Source organism: Gallibacterium genomosp. 1 (genome assembly GCF_000771875.1).
Lineage (GTDB): Bacteria > Pseudomonadota > Gammaproteobacteria > Enterobacterales > Pasteurellaceae > Gallibacterium.
On the sequence record NZ_JPXX01000026.1, the window covers coordinates 1 to 14,210 of the forward strand.

Annotated in this window: 9 protein-coding genes, 1 tRNA gene and 3 pseudogenes; 8 read left to right on the forward strand and 5 right to left on the reverse strand. The window is 40.1% G+C overall.

The genetic code is table 11. The features are described 5' to 3' along the window. From JP36_RS09360 to JP36_RS09375, 4 genes and pseudogenes are all read right to left on the reverse strand, one after another. Positions 1-357: pseudogene (locus JP36_RS09360) on the reverse strand (site-specific integrase); the annotation flags it as partial. 225 nt (positions 358-582) lie between these two features. Further along, positions 583-667, reverse strand: a tRNA-Leu gene (locus JP36_RS09365). Positions 668-800: 133 nt separating this feature from the next. Next, positions 801-1,253 carry a DUF441 domain-containing protein gene (locus JP36_RS09370; RefSeq protein WP_039142049.1) on the reverse strand — a complete coding sequence of 151 codons (453 nt, stop codon included), beginning with the start codon at positions 1,251-1,253 and terminating at the stop codon, positions 801-803. A 9-nt stretch (positions 1,254-1,262) separates the two neighbouring features. Then, entirely contained in the window at positions 1,263-2,189 is a 927-nt protein-coding gene (locus JP36_RS09375) for a LysR family transcriptional regulator (protein WP_039174145.1), read from the reverse strand. 137 nt (positions 2,190-2,326) lie between these two features. Here JP36_RS09375 and metE point away from each other — a divergent pair, with 137 nt between their 5' ends. The 3 genes from metE to JP36_RS09390 all read left to right on the forward strand — a co-directional run bounded on the left by metE (position 2,327) and on the right by JP36_RS09390 (position 7,171). After that, entirely contained in the window at positions 2,327-4,600 is a 2,274-nt protein-coding gene (metE, locus tag JP36_RS09380; protein WP_039174147.1) for a 5-methyltetrahydropteroyltriglutamate--homocysteine S-methyltransferase, read from the forward strand. Between the two features lie 320 nt (positions 4,601-4,920). Continuing rightward, complete coding sequence (gene rng, locus JP36_RS09385) at positions 4,921-6,405, forward strand: ribonuclease G (protein WP_013745210.1); 1,485 nt, start codon at positions 4,921-4,923, stop codon at positions 6,403-6,405. 40 nt (positions 6,406-6,445) lie between these two features. Further along, positions 6,446-7,171 carry a histidine phosphatase family protein gene (locus JP36_RS09390; protein WP_234702185.1) on the forward strand — a complete coding sequence of 242 codons (726 nt, stop codon included), beginning with the start codon at positions 6,446-6,448 and terminating at the stop codon, positions 7,169-7,171. A gap of 139 nt (positions 7,172-7,310) precedes the next feature. On the opposite strand, the pseudogene JP36_RS11920 reads toward JP36_RS09390, so the two are convergent. After that, positions 7,311-8,446: pseudogene (locus JP36_RS11920) on the reverse strand (RNA-guided endonuclease InsQ/TnpB family protein). A gap of 67 nt (positions 8,447-8,513) precedes the next feature. Between JP36_RS11920 and JP36_RS11820 the strand changes: the two are divergent. The 5 genes and pseudogenes from JP36_RS11820 to lnt all read left to right on the forward strand — a co-directional run. Next, positions 8,514-8,650 (forward strand): annotated as a pseudogene (locus JP36_RS11820) (transposase); the annotation flags it as partial. A 151-nt stretch (positions 8,651-8,801) separates the two neighbouring features. Further along, a complete protein-coding gene (tldD, locus tag JP36_RS09400; RefSeq protein ID WP_081964373.1) occupies positions 8,802-10,259 on the forward strand; it encodes a metalloprotease TldD in 1,458 nt (485 codons plus the stop codon). 90 nt (positions 10,260-10,349) lie between these two features. After that, positions 10,350-11,558, forward strand: a complete 1,209-nt coding sequence (locus tag JP36_RS09405; RefSeq protein WP_013745213.1) for an aspartate aminotransferase family protein — start codon at positions 10,350-10,352, stop codon at positions 11,556-11,558. A gap of 80 nt (positions 11,559-11,638) precedes the next feature. Continuing rightward, positions 11,639-12,538 (forward strand): CNNM family magnesium/cobalt transport protein CorC, encoded by a 900-nt coding sequence (gene corC / locus JP36_RS09410; RefSeq protein ID WP_039174149.1) that lies wholly within the window; start codon positions 11,639-11,641, stop codon positions 12,536-12,538. A gap of 92 nt (positions 12,539-12,630) precedes the next feature. After that, entirely contained in the window at positions 12,631-14,172 is a 1,542-nt protein-coding gene (lnt, locus tag JP36_RS09415) for an apolipoprotein N-acyltransferase (RefSeq protein WP_039174150.1), read from the forward strand. Positions 14,173-14,210: the final 38 nt, after the last annotated feature.

Consider the following 14,210-nt stretch of genomic DNA (forward strand, 5'->3'; position numbering starts at 1 on the left):
AACTTTTGGGGTGCAGATCACTTCTTTTTGGCGCTCTTCTTTCCATTGCTGAAAATGATATTCATCTAAATCACGTAAGTTAATTTGTCCGATTTTTCTATTGCTCAGCCTTGTTAGGCGTATAACTTCATTTTTATAGCTTCGTTTTGTGATAGATATTTCTTTGATGTATTTATCAATAAGATCCGAAAATGTAATGTTTAGTATGTGGTTTAGGTCGCCATTGAAAATTTTACTTTCCATTTCTAAAGCCCACGCCTGTGCTTCTGCTTTTGTGCGAAATTGAGCTGAACGCGAGATGCCTTTTCGTCTTATTTGTACTCGCCAACCGTTGTTCCGTTTTGTTAATGTAGCCATTATTTCTTTCTCTATTTTTGGGTGCAATTTGGGTGCAAATAGATAATAAATGAGATCATTTTAGATCATCAAGACCGCAAAATAATAGCAATTTACTGTATATTTGTACAGTATTCTTAGAAATGTTTTCTTGTTAATTTTTGGCGTAAGTTGTTGATATTATGAAGATTTTAGGAAATAAAAAACCGCCTTTTTATCGGCGGTCTTTTTTTGAAATCTTTTTAGTGGTGCCTAGGGCCGGACTCGAACCGGCACACCCGAAGGCGGTTGATTTTGAATCAACTGCGTCTACCAATTTCGCCACCCAGGCATCAGTGAACGAGGTGCATTATACGGATGTTTACGACGGTTGCAAGCATAAAATTTACGAAAATGTTCTTTCGGTGCTATTTTCAACAATTTTAGCTAAATTGTATTTTTCTTATCCAATATTGCACCTATTTTTATGATTTCCCTATAATTAACGACAAAATTCCGGCAGCAATTAGTGGACCAACAGGCACTCCACCTAAAAAAGCAACACCTAAAATCGTGCCAATCAATAACCCTGTTACTAATGTCGGATAGGCACTCATCAAAGAAACACCTCTACCACCCAACCAAGCAACCAAAATACCTACAGTAATAGCTAAAAACATTTTCCAGTGCAATAATTGTTTTAACTCCGGTAAACTGATTTTTCCTGATACTAATGGGCTTAATACACCGATAGTTAAGATAATAATCCCTATTGTTAAACCGTATTTATCAAGCCAAACAATATGTTTTGCTAACGGTGTTTGTTGCATTAGTAATAGTACCGATGCCGCCACTGTTACTGAACTATTATGTCCAATAACACCCAAAGCAATTAAAACGACTAAAAAAAGAGCTATCCCATTAAATTGTAAAGACATTTTTCTTCCTCAATCCAAAACAACCAAGCCAGGCAAAGTTGCAAAACATTGATTTTTCACTGTTTCATAAAAATCATCAATATAAGCAACATTTCTATCTTCCGTACGAATTGCCGCATATAAATTACTATATAAACCCTGTTCAGTAATTTTTCTCGCCACGACATATCCTTTTTCTAAATAAGGCAATACAGCCCAATAAGGCAATGCAGCAATTCCTCGTTTACTGGCGACCAATTGTATCATTGCAATAGTTAACTCCGTAGTCCGCCTGATCGGATTTATTCCTGCTGGTTTCAGCACCTTACGCAACAAATCCAACATATCATCCGGCACCGGATAGGTAATCAATGTTTGATCAACAAAATCTTGTGCCTGCCAGACCTCTTTAGTTGCCAGTTCGTGATCTCTCGCACAGATCCCTACCATTTCATAAGCAAACAAAGGACGATGGATCACTTCGCTGTTTTCTTCGATTTCCGATACCACTGCCCAATCCGCCCGATGGCTCAGCAACAGCCCCACCGTGTCCGTATGAAAGCCCGATACAATATCCAGCTCCACTAAGGGCCAATTCTGTCGAAAACTATCCATTGCGGGCATCAACCAATCAAAACAAGTATGGCATTCCACCGCAATTCGCAGCTCCCCCGCTTCTCCCTGCTTCACCCGTGACAAATCTCGCTCAGCCTCCACCACTTTGGGGAAAATCTCATTCGCCAGCTTAATCAAACGCTCCCCAGCAGCAGTAAAACGGATCGGTGAAGTTTTCCGTTCAAACAAGGGTAAACCGAACTGCTCTTCCATCAGTTTTAATTGATGGGAAAGCGCTGATTGCGTTAGATAAATACGTTTTGCAGCTGAAGACACGCTACCAGTCTCCTTTAATGCTAATAATGTTTTTAAATGTCGTAATTCTAAAAAAGTAGGTTTCATCTTTATTAATTTAATTCATCTTAAATATGAAAATTATGAGCTTTCATCATACAAAATTTTTCGTTATTCTGCATTACATAAAGACGTTTAGACGTCTATTTAATTCAGTTTAATATAAAAATATAAGGAGATGCATTATGACAACATTTCACCTTTTAGGTTTTCCTCGTATTGGAGCAAAACGTGAACTCAAATTTGCTCAAGAGCGTTATTGGCGTCAAGAATTATCTGAACAGGATTTATTAACCGTTGCAAAATTATTAAGAGAAAAAAATTGGCAGCACCAAGCGGCGGCGAAGGCAGATTATGTCGCAGTGGCTGATTTCACCTTCTACGATCATATTTTAGATCTACAAGTGGCAACAGGGGCAATTCCTGCACGTTTTGGTTTTGACAGCCAAAACTTAACCCTTGACCAATATTTCCAACTGGCGCGTGGGAATAAAGATCAATTCGCCATTGAGATGACAAAATGGTTCGACACCAACTATCACTACCTTGTGCCAGAATTTCACAAAAATACCGAATTTAAAGCCAATCCCGCCCATTATGTGCAACAAATTCGCGAAGCCAAAGCACTCGGTTTGAACGTTAAACCAACCATTGTTGGGCCATTAACGTTCTTACATTTAGGGAAAGAAAAAGGAGAAGCCTTTAACCGCTTTGATTTATTAAACAAACTCGTGCCTGTTTATGTGGAAATCTTAAACGCATTGGCGGCTGAGGGCGTCGAGTGGATTCAAATTGATGAGCCAGCTTTAGCGGTGGATTTAGCCCCTGAGTGGGTTGAGGCTTACAAAGCGGTGTATGCCACATTAAGCGAAAAAGTAAACGCAAAATTATTACTTGCGACTTATTTTGGCTCGGTGGCACAACACGCGGAATTGCTCAAAGCCTTACCTGTGGATGGTTTGCACATTGACTTAGTGCGTGCGCCTGAGCAACTGGCTACCTTTACTGATTATGACAAGGTGCTTTCCGCAGGTGTGATTGATGGGCGTAACGTATGGCGTGCCAACCTCAATCAAGTGCTAGATGTGCTTGAACCCTTAAAAGCCAAATTGGGCGAGCGTTTATGGATTGCACCAAGTTGCTCTTTATTGCATACCCCTTATGATCTTTCCGTAGAAGTGCAACTCAAAGAGAACAAACCTGAGCTTTACAACTGGTTGGCGTTCACGCTTCAAAAAGTGCAAGAATTGTCCGTCATTAAGACCGCACTTGAACAAGGGCGTGCTGCCGTGCAAGCAGAGCTTGATGCAAGCCAAGCAGCGGCTGATTCGCGTGCGAACAGCAAAGAAATTCATCGCCCTGAAGTGGCTGCACGTTTAGCTAACTTGCCAGAAGGTGCGGATCAACGCAAATCGCCATTTGCTGAGCGTATCGCCAAACAAAATGCGTGGTTAAATTTACCGTTATTACCAACAACAACTATCGGCTCATTCCCACAAACCAGTGAAATCCGCCAAGCTCGCGCCCAATTCAAAAAAGGTACGCTAAGCCTTGAAGATTACGAAGCGGCGATGAAAAAAGAAATCGAGTTGGTAGTACGTGAGCAAGAAAAACTCGACCTTGATGTCCTCGTTCACGGTGAAGCGGAACGTAACGATATGGTGGAATACTTCGGGGAATTATTAGACGGTTTTGCCTTCACCAAATTCGGCTGGGTACAAAGCTACGGTTCACGTTGTGTGAAGCCACCAATTATTTACGGTGATGTAGTACGCCCTGAACCAATGACAGTACGCTGGTCGCAATATGCCCAAAGCCTCACCAACAAAGTGATGAAAGGAATGCTTACGGGCCCTGTTACGATTTTACAATGGTCTTTCGTGCGTAACGATATTCCGCGTGCAACCGTGTGTAAACAAATCGGCGTGGCATTGTCTGATGAAGTGTTAGACTTGGAAAAAGCGGGTATCAAAGTCATTCAAATTGACGAACCAGCGATCCGCGAAGGCTTACCGCTCAAACGTGCAGACTGGGACGCGTATCTACAATGGGCAGGCGAAGCGTTCCGTTTAAGTTCAATGGGCGTGCAAGATGACACGCAAATTCACACCCATATGTGTTATTCTGAATTTAACGACATCTTGCCAGCCATTGCAGCACTTGATGCGGACGTGATCACCATTGAAACTTCACGTTCGGATATGGAATTGTTAAACGCATTCGCTGATTTCAAATATCCAAACGACATCGGTCCAGGCGTGTACGATATTCACAGCCCACGCGTACCAAAACCAGAGGAAATTGAACATCTGTTACGCAAGGCTTTGAAAGTGGTACCAAAAGAGCGTTTATGGGTGAACCCGGACTGCGGCCTAAAAACCCGTGGCTGGACAGAAACCTTACAGCAATTAGAAGTAATGGTTGAAGTGACCAAAAAATTACGTGCGGAATTAAATTAATATCTAGAAGGAAAAGGTGCGGTTTCTATCCGCACCTTTTCATTATGAACAGAATAAATCCTCATTTACAGTCAAATTAAACAACATTTGCATTTTCCTCGACAAACGGCAATATCGGTTCTCATCACCGTTTTTGACACATTGCATCAATGCTCGTCTTCCCTAAAATTTCAATATTGGTAAATTCAACCTCAACAGAAAACTTCCTGTTATAAATGATATGAAACAAAGATTAGTAATGATTATTTAAAATATTCTAGGAATTGAATTTTGATTTGGTTAGACTAACGTCCACAAATGAAAAAATTTTAGGAAAAATTATGGATAATGGTAACAAGGTCGAATTATTGGTCAATGTTACCCCGAATGAAACAAGGATTGCCTTAGTTGCTGGGGGAATTTTGCGTGAAGTGCATATTGAGCGAGAAACAAAACGGGGAATTGTTGGCAATATATATAAGGGTCGGGTAACACGAGTTTTACCAGGAATGCAATCTGCTTTTGTCGATATCGGTTTGGAAAAAGCGGCTTTTTTGCACGCTTCCGATATTGTTTCACACACTGAATGTGTCGATGAAAATGAACAAAAGCAGTTTGTAGTTAAAGATATTGCAGAATTGGTACGTGAAGGACAAGATATTATTGTTCAGGTGGTTAAAGATCCGTTAGGAACAAAAGGTGCAAGATTAACCACAGACATCACCCTTCCCTCCCGCTATTTGGTATTTATGCCGGAAAATAGTCACGTTGGAGTATCACAACGAATTGAAAGCGAAGAAGAACGTGCCCGTTTAAAAGAATTAGTCACACCATTTTGCGATGAATTAGGCGGTTTCATCATCCGTACTGCTGCGGAAAACGTTTCACTGGAAGAACTTAAGCAGGATGAGGATTTTCTAAAGCGTTTATGGCGTAAAGTGCTGGAACGTAAAGTACGCTCAACCGCACCGGCAATGCTTTATACCGAACCAGCATTAGCACAACGCATTATTCGTGATTTTGTTGGGATGACAATTGATAGTATCCGTATTGATTCAAAATTAGTATTCCTTGAAGTCAAAGAATTTATTGAAGAATTCTTGCCTCATCTCACTCATACGCTATCAGTTTATACTGGTCCTCAACCGCTATTTGATCTTTATAATGTTGAAGACAGCATTCAAAAAGCGCTGAATAAACGGGTTAACCTCAAATCCGGAGGTTATCTCATTATTGAACAGACCGAAGCAATGACTACAATTGATATCAATACTGGTGGTTTTGTCGGTCATCGTAATCTGGAAGAAACTATTTTTAATACTAACATTGAAGCAACACAAGCGATTGCTCAACAACTTCAATTACGTAATCTCGGCGGCATTATTATCATCGATTTTATTGATATGCAGATTATAGAACACCAAGAACGTGTATTGCAGTCCTTACGCGACGCATTAGCAAAAGATCGAGTAAAAACAACAGTTAACGGTTTTACACAATTAGGTTTGGTGGAAATGACTCGGAAAAGAACACGGGAAAGTTTGGAACACGTTTTGTGTGAAGAATGCCCTAACTGCCACGGACGCGGTCACGTAAAAAGTGTTGAAACCATTTGTTATGAAATTGCTCGTGAAATTATTCGTGTTCATCATCTCTACTCAAGTGAACAATTCTTGGTTTATGCCTCTCGGGCAGTAGCGGAACATTTAATTAATGAAGAGACACACGCTCTACTCGCCGAAGTTGAAGTCTTCATCGGGAAGAAAGTGCAAATCAAAATGGAACCTTACTATACACAAGAACAGTTTGATGTTGTTGTGATGTAATTACACTTAAATTCATAGACCAATAATAAAACATTGCTCTATGAATCGCCTTGGTTTGGAAGAGATGACTCCTCCTAAATTAGAGACAGTTAACCGCCGTGAACGGCGGGATTTCAACTATTTAGATTTTTTGATGAAACAATTCTATCTATTCCGCCACGCACAAAGTCAAGCCAATGTTGGCGGAATACCGCTCCCTGATCGAGAAATTCCAATTACCAAACTCGGTCAACAACAGGCTTTAAATCATTGCAAACAGTGGGAAATTCAACCCTCTGCATTATACTGTTCCCAATTGTTACGTACTCAACAAACGGCTTTACCTTTTATGCAAAAATATCAGTTACCGTTGCAACAACTCTCCTGTTTAAACGAATTCAGCTATCTTGATTTCGAAATGATCCGAACCATTACAACAGAACAACGACAACAACTTTCCGCTCAATATTGGCTTACTTCCAAACCGGAATATAAATACTCTCCACAATGTGACAGTTTCCTCGATTTTAGTCAAAGAATTGATGAATTTTGTCAAAATATCAATACTTTCCCCAATAATAGTCTATTTTTCACTCACGGTATTTGGTTAGCGCAACTATCGTGGAAAATTCTTGGTTATCGAGTAAATAGTAATCAGGATATGCAACGTTTTCGCCAATTTACTCTCGACTTAGCAATTCCTAATACAGCCACATTTTTATTAACTGTCAATAACCACTGTTTACAATTACAATATCTACCAGATTATACTGCTCCCAGTGTTTGACATCCTCCCCGTTCTAAAGGTCGGGGATTCCTACCAGTGCCCATTTCAAACAATCGGCTACTCTCGGTGGGTTCTTGCTGCTGACCGCCAGTGCGGTTCACTTCGCAAGCGCTACGGCGATGTCCTCACCTGATTTTCATTATACCTGAACGATTTCTCGCCCACGTGCTAAAACATTCATCGCACCAACCACATCCGCATTTTCTGTGTAGCCACATTCTACGCATTCAAAATGTACCTGCGTTTGTCGGTTTTCTTTGGCGATATGACCACAACAAGGGCAAGTTCGGCTGCTATTTTGTGGCGGAACCGCCACTAAAAATCCGCCTCGCCATTGTGTTTTGTAGCTCAACTGACGGCGAAACTCAAACCACGATTGGTCGAGTATCGAACGGTTTAAACCTGATTTCTGTTTCACGTTTTTACCGTGAGCTTCCACCGTGCCTTTCGCTGACTTTGACATATTTGATACCTGCAAATCTTCAATATAGATCATAGCGTGTTTTTTGCTGATTTGCGTTGAGATTTTATGCAAAAAGTCTTTACGACAATTGGCGATTTTATGATGCAATTTGGCGATTTTCGCCTTTAATTTCTGCCAATTTTGGCTAAATTTTACTTTGTTTTTAAGTTGACGTTGAAATTTTGCCAGCTTACCTTTGTCGGTTTTAAAGGCATTTAACGGCGCAAAAATTCACCGTTTGAAAGTGTGGCAAATCTTATCACGCCCATATCTATGCCAATTTCACCACCGTTGTGCGTTGGAATTTCATATTCAAATTCCGTTTGAATACTGACAAAAAAGCGACCGCACTTGTAGCTTACCGTCACATTTTTGATTTCGCCGATAACCTCACGGCTGTTGCGGTAGCGAACCCAGCCAATTTTTGGCAGATACAAGCGGTTATTTTGTTGTTCCAGTTTGCAACCTTGCGGAAAGCGAAAACGCTCTTTTAAACCTTTTTTCTTAAATTTTGGGAAATCTGCTCGCTGTTGAAAGAAATTTTTAAACGCACTTTCTAAGTCTTTTAACGACTGTTGCAGCACTTGAGAATGGCAGTCTTTAAGCCAAAGTAGCTCTTTTTTCCATTGTGGAAGCAAGTTAGCGATTTTGGTGTAGCTAAATTTGAAGCTGTTATCTTATTCGTATTGCTCATTCTGCCAAGCCAACGCCCGATTAAATACAAAACGAGAGCAACCACAGAACTGTTTAATTCTGCGGATTTGGCTGCCGTTTGGCATTATCTCGAATTTGAAGGCTTTGCGTAGTTGCATTGACAAGGTTTAGAATGTAAGTTTTCCACATTTTACATTTGGTCTATGAAAAAAGAAAATGATTAGGAAGAAAAACTATCCAAATATCCGCAAAAAACTTGGGGCAATCAGCTTTGGTCGTCGTCTTATTTTGCTGGTGGTTGCGGTGGTGCCCCAATTTCAATTATTCGCCAATACATCGAGCAACAACAAACACCTGATTAGTTAGGTTTGAAACGGCTTACGCCGTTTATGCCTTATATCTCCGCCTGAAGGACGCACGAATCTGATAAACATTGTTATTTATAGAATGAACAGCATATAATGCTTACCATTTTTTCATAGAAATTTTTTGACATAACACATTAATAACAGTATGAAGATATTAGACCAAGTAACAGACTCTTTATTAGCGCCAAACCGACTTTCCATAGAACAACTCCCAACGATTTTTGATCAATTTTCCAATCGACAAATTGATTTTGCCGATCTCTTTTTTCAATCCTCAATGGATGAAGTTTGGACATTAGAAGATGGTATTATCAAAGAAGGAGGGTTTCATATCGATCAAGGTGTAGGTGTGCGTGCAATCAGCGGTGAAAAAACCGGGTTTGCCTATTCGGACGTTATCAATTTGAATGCTTTACATAATTGTGCTTTAGCAGCAAAGGGAATTGCTAATCACAAATCTCCCGTTACTCCCATTTTTCAAAAAGGTTTTAATACTGTCGATCCTATCTTACGCTATGCCGCAATAAACCCTTTGGACACGCTATCGCGCGAACAAAAAATTGCGCTATTGCATTTGGTTGATAACAGCGCGCGTGCGGAAGATCCACGAATCACTCGCGTATCCGTCACGCTTTCCACCTTATATGAAGAGGTGCTTATTGCCGCCACCGATGGCACTCTGGCTGCGGATATTCGTCCATTAATTCGTTTATCCATTTCCGTTTTAGCCGAACAGGATGGTCGCCGTGAACGTGGTAGCACCGGCGTGGGCGGTCGTCGCGCATTAACTTGGTTTTTTGAAGATTATCAAGGTGAACAACGTGCCGTTTATTTTGCAAAACAAGCCGTTCGTCAAGCGTTGGTCAATCTGAATGCTATTGCTGCGCCTGCCGGAATGATGCCGGTTGTACTGGGTGCCGGCTGGCCGGGAGTTTTATTGCACGAAGCAGTCGGACACGGTTTAGAAGGCGATTTTAATCGTAAAAAATCATCATTGTTCAGCGGCAAAATCGGTGAATTAGTCACTTCTCCGCTCTGCACCATTGTTGATGACGGCACCTTACCGGATCGCCGCGGTTCACTCACGATTGATGATGAGGGTGTACTGGGACAATACAATGTTTTGATTAAAGACGGCGTTTTACAAGGTTATATGCAAGATAAATTGAATGCGCGTTTAATGGGAATGAAACCAACCGGCAATGCCCGCCGCGAATCTTATGCCCATTTACCGATGCCACGTATGACCAACACCTATATGCTACCGGGCGAACACCAATTTGATGATTTGATTCAATCTGTCGATTATGGCGTTTACGCACCACACTTCGGTGGCGGTCAAGTCGACATCACTTCCGGCAAATTTGTGTTTTCCACTTCAGAAGCCTATTTAATCGAAAAAGGGAAAATCACCAAACCGATTAAAGGCGCAACCCTCATCGGCAGTGGAATTGAAGTAATGCAGAATGTATCAATGGTAGCGAATGAATTGGAGATTGATCACGGCATCGGCGTTTGCGGCAAACAGGGACAAAGCGTACCGGTCGGCGTTGGTCAACCGGCATTGAAAATCGAAAAAATTACTGTCGGCGGCACCAATTAATGAATTATTATGCAACTTAATTGATTAAATATTCAATTAAGCGTATTCTGAGTTCATTCTATTTTCAGAAAACAGATTGAGGCGAAAATGATGCAACAACAAATTAGACGTAGCGATTTTAATTATGTGATGGTTCAGAACTATACTCCGGCAAATTTTATTCCGGTTAAAGGGAAAGGAAGTCGCGTTTGGGATCAACAAGGCAAAGAATATATTGATTTAACAGGTGGCATTGCCGTTAATGCATTGGGGCACTGTCCTGATGAACTTATTGAAGTATTACAACAACAAGGCTCAACTCTATGGCACTCCAGTAACTGGTTCACCAGCGAGCCGACCCTCGCCTTAGCAAAATCTTTAGTTGCCAAAACATTTGCCGAACGGGTTATGTTTGTTAATTCCGGCGCAGAAGCCAATGAGGCAGCGTTGAAACTGGCACGTCGTTATGCAGTAGATCATTTTGGTTATCAAAAAAGCAAGATAATTTCTTTTAAACAGAGTTTTCACGGTCGTACTCTGTTTACCGTTAGCGTAGGCGGCCAAGCAAAATATTCTGATGGTTTCGGCCCTAAACCGGCAGATATCATCCACGTTCCTTATAACGATTTGGAAGCGGTAAAAGCAGTGATTGACGATCACACTTGCGCTGTCATTCTTGAGCCGATTCAAGGCGAAAGTGGCGTTATTCCTGCCGATAAAGCCTTTTTACAAGGATTGCGTGAATTGTGTGATCAATATCAAGCACTATTGATTTTTGATGAAGTACAAACCGGTGTCGGTCGTACCGGATACCTTTACGCTTATATGCAATCCGGCGTTGTGCCAGATATTTTGACCAGTGCCAAAGCATTGGCAAACGGCTTCCCGATTGGCGCAATGTTGACCACAGACAGAATCGCTGCCAGCTTTAAACCGGGCGTACACGGCACCACATTCGGCGGAAATCCATTAGCCTGTGCCATTGGTAACAAAGTTATCGAAATTATCGGTAATCTGCACTTTTTGCAAAAAGTGCAGGAAAAGGGAGAATTTATCAAACAACAGTTGGCAAAATTAAACCAACAAACACCGATTTTTAAACAGATTCGTGGCGAAGGCTTATTAATCGGTGCAGAATTGGTTGAACAGTATCACGGAAAAGCAATGGATATTTGTCATCTTGCCAATCAATTCGGTCTAATGTTGTTGGTTGCCGGTCCGAATGTCGTGCGTTTTGCACCGGCGCTGAATATCTCTCAGGCTGAATTGGATGAAGGCTTGGCACGTTTTGCTAAAACCTTGACAGAATTCACAAAATAGTTATTGTGAGCTAGTCAAAGCGCAGCAAATGTGATAGCTTTTCAACGTTTTTATTACACAGGAGTAATCAATAAATCACTATGAGTGACGAGCATTCGACAAATTCAAACGAAAGCAATGCCAAAAAAGGGTTCTTTCAATCTTTATTAAATAACTTTTTTCCGGCCGATCCTAAAAATAGGGAAGAACTGGTGGAAGCTATTCGTGATTCAGAACAAAATGAGGTCATCAATCAAGAGACACGACAAATGATTGAAGGGGTAATTGAAATTTCTGAATTACGGGTACGAGATATTATGATTCCTCGTTCGCAAATTGTCTTTATCAATGCACAACAGAGTTTGTCTGAATGTCTTGATGTGATTATTGAATCCGCTCACTCACGTTTTCCGGTGATTGCCGATGAGCGCGATAATGTGATTGGTCTTTTGCTGGCAAAAGACTTATTGAAATATTTGCGTCCGGATGCACAACCTTTTTCAGTACACGAAGTGCTGCGTCCGGCAGTGATCATTCCGGAAAGTAAACGTGTCGATAGAATGCTGAAAGAGTTCCGATCCGAGCGCTTTCATATGGCGATTGTTGTTGATGAATTCGGTTCAATTTCCGGCTTAGTCACTATTGAAGACATTTTGGAACAAATTGTCGGTGATATTGAAGATGAATTTGATGAAGAAGACGTTGAAGATATCCGCCAACTTTCAAAACATATCTATGTAGTGCAGGCTTTAACCGATATTGAAGATTTTAACCAATATTTCGGCACTGATTTTACCGGCGAAGAAGTTGACACTATCGGTGGTGTCATTATGCAGGCTTTCGGTTACCTACCAACAAGAGGTGAAAGCATCACGCTAGATAATATTGAATTCAAAGTCACTTCTGCTGATAGCCGACGCATTATTCAATTACGTGTTATCATTCCTGATGAGCAATTGGAAAAAATGCAGCAAGATAATCAGGAAAATAGTAATATATAATATGTTAAACTTGAAATGGCAGACTACATTATAGTCTGCCATTCTTTATTCTGAATTTAACAAAATAAGATTAAGATATTGAGATTATTATAATGTTAAAATATTTATATCCTATTCTTGCCGTTTTTTCCGGCATTATCGGTGTTTTTGCTTATGCCCCTTTCAATTATAGTTGGCTGGCTTTTATTTCTATTTTTTTACTATTAGCCGTTATTAAATATGCACCTTCAACTAAATTAGCATTAATATCCTCTTTTTTATGGGGAATGAGTTATTTTAGCTTCGGTTTAAATTGGATTAATATCAGTTTAGATCAATTTGGCGGTTTATCCATTACCGCAGCTTATAGTTTAGTAGTCGTTTTAGCGGCATATTTATCCCTATTTCCGTTATTATTTAGTTGGCTCATCCGAAAATTAGCGGTGCAACAAGCTATTATTGTTGCTATTCTTTGGACTTTTACTGAATTTCTACGAGGTTGGTTATTTACCGGTTTTCCTTGGTTACAATTCGGTTATACTCAGATCGATACTTTTTTTGCCGGCATTGCTCCTTTCTTCGGTGTTCAGGGAATCACGTTCGTCATAGTCTGGTTATCTGCGCTCGGACTCAATATTATTCACAGCCTAAGCAACAAAAATGATCGCCATTTATTATTAGCAACATCACAAACTTTTCTAGTTATTATTTTAGTGGTTATTAGTTATTACAGTAATAAAATTACTTTTATCAAACAAAATACACAACAGAAACCGCTTACAATCACCTTAGTTCAAGGAAATATTGAACAGCAAAACAAATGGAATCCTGATTATATTTATCAATCACTCGATATTTATCAGAATCTAATTATGCCTCATCTAGGAAAAAGCGATATTATTATTTTGCCTGAATCTGTATTGCCATTATTAGAAAATCAGCTTACACCGTATATTGAGATGCTGTCGCGCTTATCACAACAATCTAATAGTGCTATTTTATTAGGTACAATTTATCAAGCAACCGGTAGTGAGCATTTATATAATTCATTAATTGCACTAACACCACAACAGCCTTATGACATTAACCATACATCACGATATTTAAAACATCATCTTGTGCCTTTCGGTGAATATATTCCTCTGCCATTTATTGAAAATATCATTAATATTCCTTTTTCCAGTATGTCTGCCGGTGGATTACAACAACCGCCACTACAAATAAAACAGGCAAATTTCACTAACGCAATTTGTTATGAAATCATTTTTGATAGTGAAGTACAAAAGAGTCTGCAACAAAATACTGATTTTCTGTTAACCATTTCCAATGATGCTTGGTTCGGCACTTCAATAGGCCCGTGGCAACATTTCCAAATGGCAAGAATGCGTGCATTAGAATTAGGGAAACCACTAATTCGGAGTACTAATACCGGCGTGACGGCGTTTATCGATCCATTCGGTAAAGTAATCAAACAAGCACCGCAATTCACAGCGACCACACTGACGACAGAAATGTATAAAGTCAGTGGGAAAACGCCATTTGCTGCATTTGGCAATACTCCGCTTTATCTCTTATCCATTGTCTTATTTACGCTACATTTATTAGGTGGTTTATTAAGAAAAATACTATTGAAAAAAATGCTACCGAATCAATAAGTTAATTTAAAATTAAGCTATCAATACAAAACTTATTT